Here is a 17798-nt window from a genome sequence, read left to right as displayed (position 1 = left end):
ACGCCGGCAACGGTTCTCCGTTTCCGGCGTTGTTGCTATAATAAGGAATTTATAACAACAGTTCGACAAAATGCATGGAATATAGAATAAAAAGCAAGAAAAATTGTTTGAACTGCAATATTTTTTAAAATAGCACGTTCAGGGAAATAAAAACCTATACAAATACTAGAATTTATGCTACAATATGGCGCGCATGATGTAACCGTTTTCAAACAGGTGGTGTTGAATAACGTACCACAGGTGTTTACGGCGAGAATCAAAAGAAAGGAACACAGGACAAATGAAATGGTATCATAGAACGTTGTCGGGTGTGCTTGCGGCCTCCATGGGCTTCGGTCTTATGGGCGGCATTCCCGGTGCAGCGGCAACGAACGGCGCCCATGTGACGGCGGGGACTGCGGCGGTCGCCGCCGGTGCCACCGGTACAATCCAGGCGACCATCCGGATGGATTATCCCATTACGCCGGATAAGATGGCACAGAGCCAGGGAACGATCACCCTGTATCGGGGGACAGCAGCCATCGCGGAGGGTAGTCTTTGCGCGGACGGGGCCGCTTTGAGGTTCACCGACGGAAGTACCGCTGCCGGTACGGTCACTTGGCGGACAGAGGGACAGCAGTTGTCATATATCGACCTGTTGATCTCCGGCTTGTCGGCGGAAACGGGGGAGAATCAATATCGGCTGCAAGTTACGGCCGATGGCTTTCAGTCGTACACCAGCGAAGTCCTGTCTCTGTCCGACTATTCCCAAGGATTGATTTTTGGCACCGGCGACGCCACCTTTACCCAGGGCGACATTAACGGCGATGGGCGTGTGGACAGTGCGGATGTGGAACTGGTGAAAGATGGGCTGGATACGTTGGAGACCCGGGCGGACCTCAACGGGGATGGTCGCGTGGACATCTATGATCTGGCCACGGTGACCATGGCAGCCGGTGCTGCGGGGCAGGCGAAGTACTATCAGACCAGCGCCATCCTGTCCAAAGTGGTCGACGTCACAGAGATGGAACAGGCCCTTAGCGGACAGCTCGTGTCCGGCAGTGTCGCATCCCTGTTTGCCGATGACGGCCAAATGGTGCAGCTCTCTGCTTCGGAAGGCGCTACGGAAATTGCGCTTCCCATTCAGTTGACGGCGGAACACGCCGATACTGGTGTGGAGATGGAGCAGGTGGAGATTGTCAGTTCTACAGGCAACCCCGTGGAAAAGGGCGTTGTGGAAGCAATCACTACCGACAATCAGACGATCGAGGTACCCTTTGATGAAAGTACGCCCGCAGGTGTCTATGCCTTGCAAACCAGGGATGATGGCCGCAAGGTCGTGACCATTTCCCTGGGCCAGCGGGTGCCGGTCAAAAAAATCACCATCCGTGTGGATGTGACCGATAACCGGGAAATTGTGGTGGAACAGATCAAGTTCCTGCAAGATGTTCTGCCGGAAAACCCGGCAGCGGAAAATACCCAGGTGCAGAACGTTCAGGCTGTGGCCGGTACCAAGGAAGTCCGCCTTACCTGGGATGTATTCCCCAATATCACCGGCTATAAGGTGTATTATGGCACCAATGAGTCCCAGTTGAACAACGTTCTGGAGACGGACCGCACCAGCTGCACCGTCACCGGTCTGGAAAACCTGAAGACGTATTATTTTGCCGTGGCGCCGGTGTCTACTGCCGGTGGCCAGACCTGGGAGGGCGGCAAATCGGATGTGGTCCGGGCGGTACCGCAGCCCAGCAGCGTTCCGGACAAGCCCGACAATGTGACGGTGACGGCAGGAGATACACTACTGACGGTCACTTGGAAGCCCGGTAAGGACACACAATACAGTCGGGTCCAGTACCGGATTCAGGGCGAGGACACCTTTGTGGTTTTGAATGGTCAATATCAAACTTCAGCGGTCATCACCGGTCTGAAAAATGACGTGACCTATGAGATACAGGTTTTCGGTGTCAATGGAAAGGGCAATGGACCGGTTTCTCTGACGGCGGTTGGCACGCCCAAGCTGGAGCAAGTGGACGCCCCCGACTTGCCCACGGTTAACCGGCTGGATAACAGTATCATTGTGTCGGCTACCTATCCGGTTTACAATACGGCTGCCAACGTCAGTAAGGGACAGCTTCCCGGCTCCGTCTATGACGGAGACTACCGCACCAGCTGGATTGCCGAGACCTGGTGGAAAGACAAGAAGTTTACATTCCAGTTCGATCAAGCCTATGAGATGGACTACCTGATCTATGTTCCCGATTTGGGCCCGGATGTGCAGAACAACGACGGCAGACGGTTCCGGGACTTTTTCAAGGCGTTTACCATCTGGGTCAATGGGGAGGAAGTGCCTGCGTCCCAGGTCTCCTATGAAGCAGCCAAGGACAACGAATATTTTATTGTCAAATTCCCCCGCACGACCGTTACCACGCTATCTGTGCAGCCCAAGCAATGGGATGGCGCCGGTAATATGAGTCTGTCGGAGATTGCGTTTTATCAATATGATGGATTGGCCGATGAGATTGAAGCGCTGTTCGCCAACGACAGCCACACGGCCCTGTCCCAAGCTGCGGATGCCGAGCGCATTGCGGCCCTGCGTGCAAAAGCGGAAAATGCGGAAGCCTACTACGTGGATCGGTCCATTCTGCTGGATCAACTGGACAACGCCCAGCAGCTGCTGAACGGCGAAACGTTGGTGGTCCGCAGCGGCTTTACTTCCCGCAGCGCCGCCGCAGATCAGAAGTATGGTCAGACGGCTTCGGCGTTGCAGCCCTTGGGCATTTCCGCCCTGTCCAATCAGTCTGTCTCCCTCTACGTGGAGGGCCTGGGCGACGGTGAGACAGCGACACTGGTTCAGTGGCAGCAGTATTCAGAGGCGGGAACCGAAGCCAAGCGATATGCGCTTCACAATGGGCGCAATCAGATTTATCTGAATCCAATCGGCAACAGCGGTTCCGGCGAGCGGGGCGGCTCCCTGTATCTGGAGTACAGTGGTAGCCATGCCGACACGATTAAAATTCAAATCCGGGATATCTCTGCACAGAAAAACGTGGTGACGGAGATCCCGCTGCTGGACATTGCGCCGGACCAGTGGTACGGCAGAAGCGAAGCGGAGCGCAAAGCGCTGATTACCGCCTATGTAGAAACCCTGCGGACCCATGTGGCCGGGCTGACCTTCCCCAACGACAGCAGCCGCAGAACCAATATTCGCAATGCAACAGAAATCGCCACCCCCAGCGTGCTGCTGTCGCTGCCTGCGGATCAAGTGCTGACCGGTTTGGGTGGTGCACAGGCTGATACAGAGGAAATGACTCAAAAGCTGTATGACGCCATCTGTGCCTGGGAGCAGCTCTTGTTCCTGGCCAACAAGACCCAGGGCGTGATCGCTAATGACGCGGTTTTTGTGGACTACCGCTATCCTATGCAGACCCGTCAGTATATCCGATTCTCCCGGATGTTCTCCGGTGCGTTTATGTTTGCTGCCGGCAGCTATGTGGGCATCGATTATCCGGAGACCCGTTCCATGGTCACCGGGTATCCCCTGGGCCAGAGTGGTTCCGGCATTGGCATCGATGCCGATGACGTTAACGGCCTGTACGGCTGGGGCATTGCCCATGAGATCGGCCACAATATGGACAAAATCGGCTATGCAGAGATCACCAACAATATTTATTCCCTGGTGGCCCAGACGGCAGATACCGGCGATATGACGGGACCTTCCCGGCTGGAGGGCATGTACACAGCTATCTTTGACAAAGTGGCCTTGGGCAAGCCGGGACAGGCCGGCGACGTCTTTACACAATTGGGTATGTACTGGCAGCTGCATCTGGCCTACGACGGGGCGGGAAATCCCCTGGACGGTGCGGGTGCGCTGGACTTCTACAATGCGTTCTTTGCCAAGTGGAAGGCTGGAGCCTACAGTGACGCAGCCAGCAAGGATGACCGAATTGCATTGATTGCCGCAGAGATTACCGGCAAGGACTTGACCGAGTTCTTTACCCGTTGGGGCATGGAACTCAGCCAGCAGACAAAAACGGCGTTGGCGGAGTATACGGAGGAAACCCGCAATATCTGGTATCTCAATGACCAGTCCCGCCGGGACGGCCTCAATGGGGAACGGCAGGCAGAGTTGACGGCTGCGGTGACTGCTGCTGTCGAGGGCGAGCAGCAGACAAAGCTGACCATCACCGTGTCCGGTGACGCCGACCGCGTCCAGGGCTATGAAATTTTGCGCAACGGCACTCCGTTGGGCTTCCTCCTTGGTAACGGCAGTGAGACGCAGACCTACGTGGATACGGTAGGCGCTGCCAACAATATGGCGTTTACCTATACGGTGCGCGTGATTGACAAGCTTGGCTATGAGACTGCAACAGCGGAATCCAATCAGGTCCGCATCTCCTATGATCAGACGATTGACGCTGACCGCTATGATATCGACCGGCGGGAAAACGGCGACATTGTGATTACCGCCAAGGAGGAGCAACTGTTGACCACCGGCGGCTGGAAGATCACCGGTGCGCAGCTTCCCGCCGACGGCACCTATACGGTGACCGTCATCGGTGAAACTGGGCAGGAAACTGTAGCCAAGAGCGGCTCTTTCACTGACAACGAGAATCAGAGCGGTGAGACCTTCCTGGCATACTTCAATAAGCCCGGTGTGGAGGCATCGGATACCCGCATCTGGATGTATGATGCTGCCCAGGTGGTGATTACCGGCGTACCGGACTATGTGGCCCCGTCGGATATCCACCTGCTCAGCTATCCGGGCGACAATATCGCCTTTACAGAGGGGGCTTCTATTGGTGTTCTGGAGCAGGATTACACCTATTCCATCGGCGGCGGCCAGACAGAGACCATTCCCGCCGGAACGGTGGTGGTCACCGGTAGTTATCGTGGCGATCCCCTGTATAACAGTGTCCGTGTGGCGGCACAGGTGCAGTCTATGAAGCCCGGCTCCGCAGAGGCGCCGGTGGTCACCAAGCAGACCTTGTCCGGCGAGACGCTGCTCTTTGCGGAAATTCCGGAGGATGGGCAGGTCAGCACCATCAGCGACGGCTTCTTCCTCTTTATTCCCGAGAATCAGGCGGCGTTCCGGCAGGTCAATGAGGACCACGGCGACAACCATGCAGCCGGAAATCTGGTGATGATTGCATTGCAGGCCCAGATGTGGCGCGCTGAGACGGTGAACGGCGACAATCCGCGTATGACCAGCGACATACTGACAATCAGCGTACCCCGCTACGATTCCATGCCCGGTATCGTATTGGAGCAGTAACGCAATGGTAGAAATGGAGGACGCAATGAAGCGTTGGATCAAACGGGGAATCTGTGCGCTGACCCTGGGCGCCATGCTGTCGGCCAATGTTCTGGCCGCGGAGCTTTCCCTATCCTTTGACAAGCAGGGGACGACAGCGGCTGTGGAGCTGCGGGACGTAGGAACCGACCGGTATGCGGCTGAAGTCACGATCAACATTACCAATGTCCAGACGGTGCAGTTCCAGGGGAAAGGCGACACCTATGCCGTGACGGTGGACAGTGCGGCAGGAACTGTGACGCTGTACGTCGCCTCACGGACGCCGTTGACGGCAGCGGACGGCACGCTGGACCTGGGAACGCTGACAGTGGCCGCCGGAACCCAGGTGACCACTGTGCCCGAGGCTACGGTATTGGACCGGTTCCTGAATGGAACGAAGTATGACACGGTTGCACTGTCTGTAATGCAAGCGCCTGCCGGCGGGACATCCTCTCCCGCCGTGGAGGACCGGACGCCGACGGTCTCCGTCAATGGTACCGGCGGTAAAATCAACGCGGCCAGTGATGGCACCGTTACCATCACACCAGATGCAGGATATCGTATTGCAAAAATTCTGGTGAACGGCAGGGAAGTGGCATTGACCACCCGACTGACAGGCCTCAAAGCCACAGATACGGTGGTGGTAACCTTTGAGCGGGAGCCGGAAGTGGTGCCGGAGGAGACGCCAGAGGAGACACCCGAAGAAAATACGGTGCAGGTGCACGCCTTTACCGACGTGGGTCCCAACGACTGGTACGCTGGAGCGGTGAACTACGCCGTGTCCAACGGCCTGTTCTTGGGCATCAGCGAGACAGAGTTTGGGCCCAACGTGTCCATGAGTCGCGCCATGCTGGTGACAGTGCTCCATCGGATGGCAGGAGCGCCTAATGAGAGTGCCGCCAACTTTGTCGATGTCCCGGCCGACGCCTGGTATGCCCAGGCCGTGGCCTGGGCCGCGGCGAACGGCATTGTCCAGGGCGTCAGCGACAGCCGCTTTGCCCCCAATGTACCGGTGACCCGCGAGCAGATGGCTACTATCCTATATCGGTATGCCAACCATGCGGGGGTAGCCGGGGAAAGCAGCGGTTCACTGGACGGCTTCCGTGATGCGTCGGCGGTGTCCGGCTATGCGGTCCAGGCCATGGGCTGGGCCGTGGACCGGGGCTTGATTTCCGGCGTGGGAGATCAGCGATTGTCTCCCGGCGGCTCTGCTACTCGCGCTCAGGTAGCCGCGATTTTGCAGCGGTTTGCGAAAAACCTTCAATAAATATTAGAAAAAACGCGGTTCTCAGCCAGTGGCTGGGAACCGCGTGTGCCATATTGAACGTAAAATGTCCCGACTGCGGGGCAAGATCGCAGCCGGGGCATGGGTATCCAGTTTTACAGCAAATCCAGAATTTGCTGCTTGGGCCGGGCGCCGGCGGACTGGTGTACGATAGCGCCGTTCTTGATAACCATCAGAGTGGGAATGGTCATGATCTGGAAGCGGGCGGCCAGTTCCGGCTCCTCATCCACGTTGATTTTGCAAACCTTAATATCGCTGCGCTCGGCGGCGATTTCATCGAGGATGGGGCCAACCATGCGGCAGGGGCCGCACCAGGTGGCCCAAAAATCCACCAGTACCGGTACCGTGGACGCCATGACTTCCTTTTCAAACGTATCCTTTGTGATGTGCAGTACAGACATAATCCGTTCCTCCTTGCAGTTTTGCCGTCCGATATGACGGTGTTTCTTTATCTTTGACCACAGTATAACAGATATGCGTCGGGGCTTCTGTGATAAAATCACCAAAGGCACAGCCGGGCAGGAGATATTTACAAACCACCGGCCAGAGAGTACAATACGACTATGGAAGCCAATCGGCTTAGAAAGGAAGAACGCCATATGATGAAAAAACTATTTTCCCTGTTCTGCGCCCTGTCTGTGACCGCAGCGATGCTGACCGGCTGCGGCCAACCGTCGGCGGAGACGCCGGAAGCGTCTGCGGAAACCGATGTGGTGCCCATTCGCGTTGCTGCGCTGAAAGGTCCCACGGCCATGGGCATGGTCCAGATGATGGACGCGGCTGACAAGGGCGAGCTGGAGGGCTGCGATTATACGTTTTCCATTGAGGCTTCGGCGGATCTGGTGACGCCGCTGCTGGCGAAAGGTGAGGTGGACCTGGCGGCGGTGCCTGCCAATCTGGCTTCGGTGCTCTACCATAATATGGACGGCGGCGTGGAAGTGCTGGCCATCAATACGCTGGGCGTTCTGTATATGGTGGAGAGCGGCGACACCATTTCCACAGTGGAGGATCTGCGGGGCAAGACCATCTATGCCAGCGGCAAGGACAACACGCCGGAATATGCCCTTAACTATGTTCTGGAACAGAACGGCATTGACCCGACCACCGATGTGACCATTGAATGGAAGAGTGAGCACAGCGAGTGCCTGGCGGCGCTGCTGGCCCAGGAGAACGCTGTTGCCATGCTGCCCCAGCCCTTTGTCACCACAGCGCAGATGCAGAGTGACCAAATTCGTGTGGCCTTGGATTTGACGGAGGAATGGGAACGCCTGCAAGCAGACAGTGAGACACCCTCTTCCATGATTACTGGTGTACTCATTGGCCGCCGGGACTTTGTAGAGGCCCATCCCGACGCGGTGACGGCATTCTTGGAACACTATCAGACCTCTGTGGACTATGTCAACAACCATGTGGAGGATGCCGCTCAGCTGGTGGGACAGTACGATATTGTACCGGCCCAGGTAGCTGTCCAGGCCATTCCCGCCTGTAATATCACCCTGATTCGCGGACAGGAATTGCAGGAGAAGTTGTCGGGCTATCTGACGGTGCTGCTGGAGCAGAATCCGAAATCCATCGGTGGCTCCATGCCCGCTGACGATTTCTATTTCCTTGGCTGATGGCAAGGAAGAAGCGAGGAACCCTGCGCCTGTGGGCCGTGGTTTTCTGGCTCCTGGTATGGCAGGCGGCGGCCATGGTGATTCACCAGCGAATTTTCCTGGTGTCGCCCTGGGAAGTTCTGCTCCGGGTGGGGGAGCTGTTGGCCGTACCGGCATTTTATGGAGCGGTTTTGTGTTCCACCGGACGAATTGCCGCCGGCTTCCTGCTGGGCGTCGCGGCGGGGGCCGGACTGGCGGCCCTGGCGGTTCGATACCGCCGGGTGGAAGAACTGCTGGCGCCGCTGCTGCTGACGGTGAAATCCATTCCTGTGGCATCCTTTATCATTCTGGTCCTGATTCTCTTTTCCGCCCAATCCCTGGCGGTGGTGATCTCTTTTCTCATTGTGCTGCCTGTGGTTTACGGCAGTACCGCCGCCGGTATCCGGGCGGCAGATCGTCAGCTGCTGGAGATGGCTCAGGTGTTTGCCATCTCACCGGGACGGCGGCTGCGGTACATTTATGCACCCCAGGTGGCGCCGTATTTCCAGTCCGCCTGTGCCACCGCGGTGGGTCTTGCATGGAAATCCGGTATGGCCGCAGAGGTTATCGGGATGCCAGACGGGTCCATCGGCGCGCAGCTGTATCAGGCCAAGGTCTATCTGGATACGCGGGACCTGTTTGCCTGGACTGTCGTGATCGTGCTGCTGAGTGTGGGCTGTGAACGGTTATTTCAGACGCTGCTGCGTCTACTGTTCCGGGCGCTGGAAAGGATGTGAGCCATGGAGGATATCATCATCCGGGAAGTGTACCGTTCCTTTGGAGAAAGGAAGGTTCTCCGCGGCTTTTCGGCCTGTCTGCGCGCCGGAACCATCACAGGATTGATGGCGCCGTCCGGTTCCGGCAAGACAACGCTGCTGCGGATTCTCATGGGCTTAGACCGGCCTCAGCGCGGTGAGATCACAGGATTGGACGGCCTGCGTATCAGCGCAGTTTTTCAGGAGGACCGGCTGTGTGAAAACCTCAATGCGGTGGCGAATATCCGTCTGGTGACGCCGTTTCTGACACCGGAAACCGTGGAAGCATCTTTGAAGGCAGTGGGACTGGAGAACAGCAGTCGTCAGCCGGTCCGGGAACTGTCCGGCGGACAGAAGCGACGGGTTGCCATTTTGCGAGCGTTGCTGGCACAGTACGATCTGCTGCTGTTGGACGAGCCATTCCGGGGACTGGACGCCGCCACGAAACAGGTGGTTCTGACGGATACCTTGAAGCGCTGCACCGGGCGAACGGTACTGTTGGTGACCCATGACCCGGAGGAATTGGACACAATGGGCGTAACAAACCGGCTTTCGCTGTGATTAAACTTGTCAAACTATTGTTCCGAGAAGGGGAACGGGGCACCCCGGCCTGGCGCCGGGATGCCCCGTTGTTGTGTGACTGCTCAGCGAACGATACGGCAGCCGCAGTTGTTGTTGGAATTGGAGTTGTTATTGTTATTGCCGTAGCCGCAGTCATCATTGACACCGGCCAGGGCAGCGCATTCACTCTCGCCGCAAGCGGGGAAGAAGGAGGAGACAGGGAACTTGATCTTGCTGAACATGTCGCAGGGGCTCTCGTCGGCGCCGGAACCGGTGGCGGCGCAGTCCTTGGTGGGGATGCAGTAGCTGTAACTGGGGATACGCAGCTGGGTGTCCCGCTCCATACGGATGATGGAGAACTGACCGATGGTGACGTACAGGCGGCGGCTCTCACCGTTGAGGACCAGTTCGCCGTCGAAGCAGCCGCAGATGAAGCCGGGCAGCTCCAGGCAGGTGTTTTCGTTGCAGCGGCAGTTGCAGACGTCCACTACCTTACTGGCGAGGATCATGGGGTCAATGACCTCCACCAGGGCGTCGGGCGTTGCGGTCTGCATGAGGCGCTGACGGTCACAGCCGTCCATGACAGTCTTGCTGCTGAAGGTCCGGGCGCTGCCCTCGCCGCCGCAGAGGATGACCCGCTTGGAGAACACGGACAGACCGCAGATGGTGCAGGGACGGGTGCCGCAGACGATGGCGTCCACCAAAATGCGGTAATAATAAGTAATGTCCACGGTGTAGTGGCCAGTGTTGAATTGGGCCGGCTCCACATCGAGGCAGACGTACAGCAGCTCGGCGCTGCGGGCCTTGACGTTGGTGGCCTGCTCCAGAATGGCTTGGGAATCCTGGGTCAGGAACACCCGCAGATCCTCAATGCAGTCCTTGTCAATACAGGAGTCACAGATTTTCTTGGTGTGGATGCAAACGGCCTCGCGAATGCCGCCCAGGTCGTTGACTGCACCCACCTGGCATTTCTCAGACATAGGGGATACCTCCTAATGGAAATTTGATAGGCAAGCGCCTTCATGATCAGTGTATGCCCCAGTCTAAAATGTGTGAAAATGGCATATGCCGCCTTGACTTTCTACGCCGCAGGGACTACAATCAAGAAAGAATTTACAACGCCTTCGGGCGTAGAAGGAGCGCATCAATATGAGTGAAGCATGTTCCGGCAACTGCTCTTCCTGCAGCAGTTCCGACTGCGGCAGCCGCACGAAGGAGAGCTTGCTGGCCCCGGCCAATCCTGGTTCCCACGTTAAGAAAGTGATTGCTGTTGTGTCCGGCAAGGGCGGCGTGGGTAAATCCACCGTCACCTCCATGCTGGCCTGTGCAATGGCAAAGCAAGGCCACAGCACAGCCATTCTCGACGCCGATATCACCGGTCCGTCCATCCCCAAGGCGTTCGGCGTCAGTGAGTGCCGGGAAGCCACGGAAGCCGGTATCGTCCCGGCTATCAGCAAGGAGGGCATTCAGGTGATGTCCATCAATTTGCTGCTGGATGATGAAACGTCTCCCGTCCTGTGGCGTGGTCCCGTTCTGGCCGGTGCGGTCAAGCAGTTCTGGACCGATGTAATTTGGGGCGATGTGGACTACCTGTTTGTGGACATGCCTCCCGGAACGGGTGACGTGCCTCTGACGGTGTTCCAGTCCCTGCCCATTGATGGTATTATTGTGGTGGCAACACCGCAGGATCTGGTTTCCATGATTGTGGCCAAGGCTGTCAACATGGCACGGATGATGGAAATTCCGGTTCTGGGCTTTGTAGAGAACTACAGCTACTATCAGTGCCCTGACTGCGGAAAGAAGACGGAGGTCTTCGGCAAGAGCCATCTGGATGCCATGTCGCAGCAGTATAACATTCCCATTCTGGCCCGGCTGCCCATCGATCCCGCAGTGGCGCAGATGGCCGACATGGGCTGTATCGAGCAGGTCGATCTGACGGCTATCGAGCCCGCCGCCCAGGCACTGACCAAGGAATAAGAGAAAACACCGGAACTTCTGAGAAGCTCCGGTGTTTTGTTATAATCGGCATAAAGCAAAAGGACATCGCCGAAGCGATATCCTTTTGGAGCTGGTAATGTGACTCGAACACACGACCTGCTGATTACGAATCAGCTGCTCTACCGACTGAGCTATACCAGCAAACTTTCAATTGCTCGGTTATTATACTATGGAAAATTTAGATTGTCAAGAGAAAATATTTCTAACTGCCTCTAAAAACGCATACTGTACAGTATTGACAGACAAAGGAGGCAGCCAAAATGGCAGTATGGCTTGAAACACTCTGCACATGGGTCTGGGGCTGGCCCATGATGGGCTTGATTCTAACAGTGGGTGCCCTATTTACCATCCGGCTCCGCTTCATTCAGCTGCGAGGGCTGAAAACCGGATTGAAAACGGCCTTCGGCCCGCAGACGGAATCGGGGGGAGCCACACCATTTCGGGCTCTGTGTACAGCGCTGGCGGCCACCATCGGTACCGGCAACATCATTGGTGTAGCGTCGGCTATTTCCATCGGTGGCCCCGGTGCATTGTTTTGGATGCTGGTGGCGGGTTTTCTGGGAATGGCAACGCAGTACGCCGAAGGACTGCTGGCAGTACGATATTCCGGCCCTCAGGGCGGCGGTCCCTGCATTTATATGGAGCAGGGCTTGGGACGAAAAGGCCGGGTTATGGCAATCTGTTACGCCATCTGCGCCGTGTTCGCTGGAGCGTTCGGCATTGGTACTGTGGCCCAGGTCCATGGCATCAGCGCTGCTGTGGCACGGTTTTTTGCACCGGATTTTCAGGGAACTTGGGGATTGTGGCTGTTTGGAGCTTATCGGCCGCCAGCCGTGGTCCTGGCCGGTTTGCTGGTGACCGTGGCCACAGCGGCAGTGTTGTTGGGCGGTGTGGAGCGCATCGGTACTGTGGCGGAAACTCTGGTACCCATTATGGCTGTCGGCTACATTCTGCTGACCAGCGCATTGCTTTTGTGGAACTGGAAAGCGCTGCCCATGGCGGTGGGACAGGTTCTGACCGGCGCACTGGCCCCCAAAGCTGTCGCCGGCGGTGCGGTGGGGTCCGTGTTTATTGCCATGCGACAGGGGATTGCACGGGGGCTTTTTACCAACGAGGCGGGTATGGGTACGGCGGCCATTGCCGCCGGTATGGTCCGTGGCATCCGGCCCGACCGACAGGGGCTGGCTTCTATGACCGGTACGTTTATTGATACCATTGTACTGTGTACACTGACTGGTCTGGCTATTGTGGTAACCGGCGCGTGGCAGCAGGGCGGGGATGGTGTCTCCATTACCAATACCGCTTTTGTATCCGGCTTGCCGTTTACACCCTCGTTCAGTCGGTTTGTTCTGATGGTCAGTCTGCTGCTGTTTGCCTTTGCCACAGTCATCGGCTGGCATTACTACGCCCAGCGGTGTCTGGCCTATCTGACCCGCGGCAGTCACGTGGCGGAACAGATGTACCGCTGGCTCTGCATTGCCGCTGTGGCGGTGGCGCCCTATTTGTCAGTGGAGGCCGTGTGGCAGCTGGCAGACCTGACCAACGGTTTGATGGCCTTTCCCAATCTGCTGGCGCTGTTGCTGCTGGCGGGGACGGTGGTTCAGGTTACTGAGGGAACTTAACTTCCGTATACGCTATAGGCTGGTACAAGTATAGCGCACAACGCTCAAGGCGTCAAATACCGGCGATTCTCTAACGTAAGGAACTCCGTCAATTACGTAAGATCAAGCTCACTGTGCCACTGTGAAGAGAGAGTAAAGCAATCCTTTTTGCTCCATCAACTGGTCAAATTTTCCTTCCTCCACCACACGACCGTGGCTCAATACCAGAATATCGTCATACCTGCGAAGCAGTGCCTCCTCCAGGGAATGTGTCACCACGATTCGAGTCAGACCCTTTAAGTCCAGTATTGAGCTGGTCACTCGGTAGGCCGTTTCCTTATCTAAAGCAGAGGTGGCTTCATCCACTAAGAGCACCGGGGTTTCGCGCAACAGGCAACGAGCAATTGCTATCCGTTGGCGCTCCCCACCGGAGAGACCGACGCCATTTTCACCGCAGAGGTAATTTTCTCCCTTTTGCTTTACCAGATTTGACAAGCCGGAAAGAGATTCTGCCCGTTTGATTTGAATTTCTGGAAAATTCTGGAACATCGTAATATTATTTCGCAGGGTGCTGTTGAATACAAAAACATTCTGCTCCACCAGGGATACCAGTTCATATAAAGAGTCCGTATGAATGGAGCGCAGTTCACGCTCATCGTAGAAAATCTCCCCGTCGTACCCGTCCTGACCCGCCATCAGTAAATTCAACAAGGTGGATTTTCCTGAGCCGGAGGTTCCCACTAAAGCATAGCTCTTGCCCGCCTGAAACAAAACATTCACCTTGTGGAGTACCGCTTCTCCGCCAGGATAAGCAAAGGAGAGATTGCGCAGCTGAATACCGTTATTTAATACGTTTGGAATGGGACGCCCTTCCTCGCGAACATTTTCGGCCAGAGAACAGGCGAGTTTTTCCACCAGGCCCAAGGCGGCCGCGCGATTGGAAAATAACGAGGGGGCTTCCTCTAAAAACATTACCGCTAAACCACTGAGCTGTAAAAACACCCACGCCATACCTGGAGTGACGTCCCATCCAGCCACCGCCATGGCAGCCGCCGTCAGGAACACGCCGAATTGCGCAATAAGCCCGGCAATGATGCCAATGGTATTTAAAATCTTCCGTAGCCGGTTGCTATGTGCCTTCGCATTCTGCACCTGCCGATTACTCTCGGAAAATAGTTTCAAAATGTCCTTCTCAGACCGAAAACTCTTTATGACAGAGAACCCCACAAGTCCGTCTTTGAGCATAGAGAGAAAGCTGTCATTTTTTCGGGAAACCTCTTTTTCGGCGGCCACTAAACGTTTGCCGGTCAATAGAGACGCCGCCAGCGACAGCAGAGACAGTCCCGAGGCGATCACCGTCAACAACGGGCTATACCAGAACATCATCACGAATGCACCCAAGCACAATAATGAGTCCATCACCAAGGTGAAGAGGTTTTCAAGATAGTTTAATTCGATACTGGCTGTATCGTTAGAGAAAGCGGAGAGATAAGTGGAAGTATTTTCACCGGCAAAGCTGGAGATGTTCTTTCGCAAAAGCTGCTCGAAAGCGTAGTCCTTGTACTGGCCCATGGCCCGGGCATAAAATCGGGGCATCACCCATGCTCGTAATAATCCAACTAAAATAATAGTGATTACAACACCAAAGAACACCCATAGCAGCTGTTGCAATGGCAATGTACCTTCCACACCTGCAATTAAATCCATAGCTTGTTGGAGCATCCAGGAGATGACCAAATTCACAATGGCCATAGCTACTGTAGTCAGCATTGCCAAAGAAAAATTTACCCGGTTCCGCCGGTAGAACTGGCGAACAAAGGGACGCCGCAAGTCTCGCTTCCTCATAGAAACACTCCTCTGATTGGGGGATGAATCCCCTGAATTTTTGTGGGTATCCTCTGAATCTCAGTAAGTTACTGTGGTTTTGCTGCTGTTTTTCTGGGAAAAGATAAAAAGACTGGGCAACCCTTTTGTGGTGCTGTCCAGTCTTTTTTGGACCTATTTTACAATAAGCCACTGCTGTGCGGTGTTCAGATTATTTGGACAGCAGTTCAATGCCTTTGCGAATGCGGTTTAGAGATTCCTCCTTACCCAGCAGTTCGCACAGTTCTGTGGCGCCGCCGGGGGTGGACATCTTACCGGAGACGGCTACACGGACAGGCCACAGCATTACGGAGTTTTTGACCTCCTGGGCGGCAGCCAGACCGGCCAACGCTTCAAAAATGGCACTGTTGTTCCAAGTCTCCAGAGCTTCCAGCACAGGCAGAGCCGTCTGAAGAGAGTGGAGAGAATTTTCCAACGTGGTCTTGGACTTCTTGTGGACATACATCTGTACATCATAGTCGGGCAGGGCGTCCAGGAAATCCACGCGCTCGGCCAGATCGGTCAGAACTTCGCAGCGTGGCTGCACCAACGCAGCCACGGCTTTCAGATCAATGGCCGGGTTCGTAATGGCTTGCTTCAAGTAGGGCTCTGCCACGGCATAAAATGCTTCGGGGCTCATGGCTTTGATATACTCGGCATTCATCCACTTGAGCTTAACGATATCGAAGACGGCAGGGGACTTGGAAATGCCCTTGAGGTCGAAGATTTTGACCAAATCGTCCAAGGAGAAAATTTCCTGCTCACCGCCGGGACTCCAGCCCAGCAAAGCCACATAATTAACCACGGCTTCACACAGATAGCCCTGGGCGATTAGGTCCTCATAGGAGGGATCACCATGACGTTTGGACATTTTGTGCTGGGCGTCACGCATAACGGGAGAACAGTGGACATAGGTGGGAATGTCCCAACCAAAGGCTTCATACAGCAGATTGTACTTGGGGGAAGAGGACAGGTATTCGCTGCCGCGGACCACATGGGTAATGCCCATCAGATGATCGTCGATGACGTTGGCGAAGTTGTAGGTGGGCAGACCGTCGGACTTGATTAGCACATTGTCATCCAGCGTGTCGTTGGGAACCGTAATCTCACCGAAGGTGGCGTCCACAAAGGTGGTGGTGCCTTCCCGGGGAATCTTCTGACGGATGACGTAGGGAATACCGGCGGCCAGCTTTTCATCAATCTCGGCCTGGGTCAGCGTGGCGCAGAGACCGTCGTACTTGGCTGTGGGGTTGTCCTTGTGGAGTTCCTCCAGCCGCTCCTTGGTGCAGAAGCAGCGATACGCGCCGCCGCGCTCAATGAGGAGTTCGGCATACTTGCCGTAGAGGTCCCGGCGCTCAGTCTGAATGTAGGGACCCACGGGGCCGCCCAGATCGGGGCCTTCATCCCAGTTGAGGCCGCACTGACGCAGGGTATTGTAAATGATATCAGTGGCGCCTTCCACCAGACGCTCCTGATCCGTGTCCTCAATGCGCAGCAGGAACTTACCGCCCAGATGACGGGCGATCAGATAGGTATACAGTGCGGTACGCAGATTGCCCACGTGCATATAACCGGTGGGGGAGGGGGCGAAGCGGGTGCGTACTTCGCCCTTGGGGATGCGGGCCTCCATCTGCGCAAAAAAGTCCTTGTCGATTGTCATAATTGTCATAGAAGATGATACCTCCGGGATTATTTCTTGCGTTACTCTATACCAATTATATTTTAATCGCGGCGAAAGTCAATGACAGATTGAATTTTCCGACGGGGTGTGATAAAATATCGACTTAGAATCGTGGCGTTCTGCCACGAACTGCAGAAGGGAAGGAATATCTTTCATGGACGAGAGAAAAAAACGGATTTTTTCCGGCATTCAGCCCAGTGGCGACCTGACGCTGGGCTCTTATATGGGAGCCATCAAAAACTGGGTGGCTTTGCAGGATGAATACGATTGCCTGTACTGCATCGTGGATATGCACGCCATTACGGTGCGGCAGGTGCCGGCCAATTTGCGCCGCCGCAGCCTGGAGCAGCTGGCCCAGTATATTGCCTGTGGCCTGGACCCCAAGAAGAACATTATGTTCATCCAATCCCATGTACCCCAGCATGCGGAACTGAGTTGGGTGTTGGGTTGTTATACCCAGTTTGGCGAACTGTCCCGGATGACCCAGTTTAAGGATAAGTCTCAGAAACACGCAGACAATATTACTGCGGGTCTCTTTACCTATCCGGTACTCATGGCCGCGGATATTCTGCTGTATCAGACGGACTTGGTGCCTGTGGGCCAGGACCAGAAGCAGCATGTGGAGCTGTGCCGCGATATTGCCAACCGGTTTAACGGTGTCTATTCCGACACCTTTACGCTGCCGGAGCCGTTTATCCCCAAGATGGGCGCCCGCATCATGAGCCTGGGCAATCCTGACAGCAAGATGAGCAAGTCCGATCCGGATGGATGTGTCTATATGATGGATAAGCCTGAGGATATCATGCGCAAGTTCAAGCGTGCCGTCACCGACTGCGAGACGGCGGTCCGTTATGACAAGGAGAACAAGCCCGGCGTATCCAACCTGTTGACCATCTACTGCGCCGCTACCGGCAAGACCATGGAAGAAGCGGAAGCGGAGTTTGCCGGTCAGGGCTATGGCGTCTTTAAGCCTGCCGTGGGCGAGGCCGTGGTGGAGCTGATGCGCCCTGTTCGGGAGGAAGCGCAGCGCCTCATGGGCGACAAGGCCTATCTGGAAAGCGTCTACAAAGAGGGCGCTGAGCGGGCCCGGTATCTGGCGGAGAAGACACTGCGGAAAGTCTATAAAAAGGTCGGCTTTGTGGCCGGTTAAC

General features: G+C 55.8%; 12 protein-coding genes and 1 tRNA gene. 8 read left to right on the top strand and 5 right to left on the bottom strand.

Going from position 1 to position 17798, the window contains the following annotated elements:
- Positions 1-280: 280 nt before the first annotated feature.
- Both ACTQ33_RS12555 and ACTQ33_RS12550 read left to right on the top strand, forming a co-directional pair.
- Complete coding sequence (locus tag ACTQ33_RS12555) at positions 281-5251, top strand: M60 family metallopeptidase (RefSeq protein WP_441464942.1); 4971 nt, start codon at positions 281-283, stop codon at positions 5249-5251.
- 25 nt (positions 5252-5276) lie between these two features.
- Complete coding sequence (locus ACTQ33_RS12550) at positions 5277-6536, top strand: S-layer homology domain-containing protein (RefSeq protein ID WP_441464941.1); 1260 nt, start codon at positions 5277-5279, stop codon at positions 6534-6536.
- Positions 6537-6649: 113 nt separating this feature from the next.
- Here the strand turns inward: ACTQ33_RS12550 and trxA are convergent, their stop codons facing one another.
- The gene (gene trxA, locus ACTQ33_RS12545) at positions 6650-6955 is read right to left on the bottom strand and encodes a thioredoxin (protein ID WP_441464940.1); all 306 of its coding nucleotides are present in this window, start codon (positions 6953-6955) and stop codon (positions 6650-6652) included.
- A gap of 201 nt (positions 6956-7156) precedes the next feature.
- On the opposite strand from trxA, the gene ACTQ33_RS12540 reads away from it, so the two are divergent.
- From ACTQ33_RS12540 to ACTQ33_RS12530, 3 genes are read left to right on the top strand one after another with little or no spacing between them, the layout of a single operon-like run.
- Positions 7157-8170 carry an ABC transporter substrate-binding protein gene (locus tag ACTQ33_RS12540; RefSeq protein WP_441464952.1) on the top strand — a complete coding sequence of 338 codons (1014 nt, stop codon included), beginning with the start codon at positions 7157-7159 and terminating at the stop codon, positions 8168-8170.
- Positions 8170-8925 carry an ABC transporter permease gene (locus ACTQ33_RS12535; protein WP_441464939.1) on the top strand — a complete coding sequence of 252 codons (756 nt, stop codon included), beginning with the start codon at positions 8170-8172 and terminating at the stop codon, positions 8923-8925. The genes ACTQ33_RS12540 and ACTQ33_RS12535 overlap by 1 nt, the downstream gene beginning before the upstream one ends.
- A gap of 3 nt (positions 8926-8928) precedes the next feature.
- The gene (locus ACTQ33_RS12530; protein WP_441464938.1) at positions 8929-9504 is read left to right on the top strand and encodes an ATP-binding cassette domain-containing protein; all 576 of its coding nucleotides are present in this window, start codon (positions 8929-8931) and stop codon (positions 9502-9504) included.
- Between the two features lie 83 nt (positions 9505-9587).
- Here ACTQ33_RS12530 and ACTQ33_RS12525 read toward each other — a convergent pair whose 3' ends face one another.
- Positions 9588-10484 carry a hypothetical protein gene (locus tag ACTQ33_RS12525; protein ID WP_441464937.1) on the bottom strand — a complete coding sequence of 299 codons (897 nt, stop codon included), beginning with the start codon at positions 10482-10484 and terminating at the stop codon, positions 9588-9590.
- A gap of 169 nt (positions 10485-10653) precedes the next feature.
- Between ACTQ33_RS12525 and ACTQ33_RS12520 the strand changes: the two genes are divergently transcribed.
- Positions 10654-11481 (top strand): P-loop NTPase, encoded by an 828-nt coding sequence (locus tag ACTQ33_RS12520; RefSeq protein ID WP_441464936.1) that lies wholly within the window; start codon positions 10654-10656, stop codon positions 11479-11481.
- 86 nt (positions 11482-11567) lie between these two features.
- Here ACTQ33_RS12520 and ACTQ33_RS12515 read toward each other — a convergent pair.
- Positions 11568-11643 (bottom strand) — tRNA-Thr (locus tag ACTQ33_RS12515).
- A gap of 119 nt (positions 11644-11762) precedes the next feature.
- On the opposite strand from ACTQ33_RS12515, the gene ACTQ33_RS12510 reads away from it, so the two are divergent.
- Positions 11763-13124: an alanine/glycine:cation symporter family protein gene (locus ACTQ33_RS12510; protein WP_441464935.1), complete on the top strand. Its 1362-nt coding sequence runs from the start codon at positions 11763-11765 to the stop codon at positions 13122-13124.
- Positions 13125-13232: 108 nt separating this feature from the next.
- On the opposite strand, the gene ACTQ33_RS12505 is transcribed toward ACTQ33_RS12510, so the two are convergent.
- Complete coding sequence (locus ACTQ33_RS12505; RefSeq protein WP_441464934.1) at positions 13233-14948, bottom strand: ABC transporter ATP-binding protein; 1716 nt, start codon at positions 14946-14948, stop codon at positions 13233-13235.
- Positions 14949-15138: 190 nt separating this feature from the next.
- Positions 15139-16626: a glutamate--tRNA ligase gene (gltX, locus tag ACTQ33_RS12500; protein WP_441464951.1), complete on the bottom strand. Its 1488-nt coding sequence runs from the start codon at positions 16624-16626 to the stop codon at positions 15139-15141.
- Positions 16627-16801: 175 nt separating this feature from the next.
- On the opposite strand from gltX, the gene trpS reads away from it, so the two are divergent.
- Entirely contained in the window at positions 16802-17797 is a 996-nt protein-coding gene (gene trpS / locus ACTQ33_RS12495; protein ID WP_441464933.1) for a tryptophan--tRNA ligase, read from the top strand.
- Position 17798 lies beyond the last annotated feature (1 nt).

The organism is Candidatus Avoscillospira sp. LCP25S3_F1 (assembly GCF_052117125.1).
GTDB lineage: Bacteria > Bacillota > Clostridia > Oscillospirales > Oscillospiraceae > Avoscillospira_A.
Note: the sequence above shows the minus strand (reverse complement) of the source record. Positions and strands in the feature narration are given on the sequence as shown.

What these genes read in the sequence shown, in the direction of transcription:
- ACTQ33_RS12555 (WP_441464942.1), top strand. Translation starts at nt 281, where the DNA reads ATGAAATGGTATCATAGAACGTTGTCGGGTGTGCTTGCGGCCTCCATG.
- ACTQ33_RS12550 (WP_441464941.1), top strand. Translation starts at nt 5,277, where the DNA reads ATGAAGCGTTGGATCAAACGGGGAATCTGTGCGCTGACCCTGGGCGCC.
- trxA (WP_441464940.1), bottom strand. Translation starts at nt 6,955, where the DNA reads ATGTCTGTACTGCACATCACAAAGGATACGTTTGAAAAGGAAGTCATG.
- ACTQ33_RS12540 (WP_441464952.1), top strand. Translation starts at nt 7,157, where the DNA reads ATGAAAAAACTATTTTCCCTGTTCTGCGCCCTGTCTGTGACCGCAGCG.
- ACTQ33_RS12535 (WP_441464939.1), top strand. Translation starts at nt 8,170, where the DNA reads ATGGCAAGGAAGAAGCGAGGAACCCTGCGCCTGTGGGCCGTGGTTTTC.
- ACTQ33_RS12530 (WP_441464938.1), top strand. Translation starts at nt 8,929, where the DNA reads ATGGAGGATATCATCATCCGGGAAGTGTACCGTTCCTTTGGAGAAAGG.
- ACTQ33_RS12525 (WP_441464937.1), bottom strand. Translation starts at nt 10,484, where the DNA reads ATGTCTGAGAAATGCCAGGTGGGTGCAGTCAACGACCTGGGCGGCATT.
- ACTQ33_RS12520 (WP_441464936.1), top strand. Translation starts at nt 10,654, where the DNA reads ATGAGTGAAGCATGTTCCGGCAACTGCTCTTCCTGCAGCAGTTCCGAC.
- ACTQ33_RS12510 (WP_441464935.1), top strand. Translation starts at nt 11,763, where the DNA reads ATGGCAGTATGGCTTGAAACACTCTGCACATGGGTCTGGGGCTGGCCC.
- ACTQ33_RS12505 (WP_441464934.1), bottom strand. Translation starts at nt 14,948, where the DNA reads ATGAGGAAGCGAGACTTGCGGCGTCCCTTTGTTCGCCAGTTCTACCGG.
- gltX (WP_441464951.1), bottom strand. Translation starts at nt 16,626, where the DNA reads ATGACAATCGACAAGGACTTTTTTGCGCAGATGGAGGCCCGCATCCCC.
- trpS (WP_441464933.1), top strand. Translation starts at nt 16,802, where the DNA reads ATGGACGAGAGAAAAAAACGGATTTTTTCCGGCATTCAGCCCAGTGGC.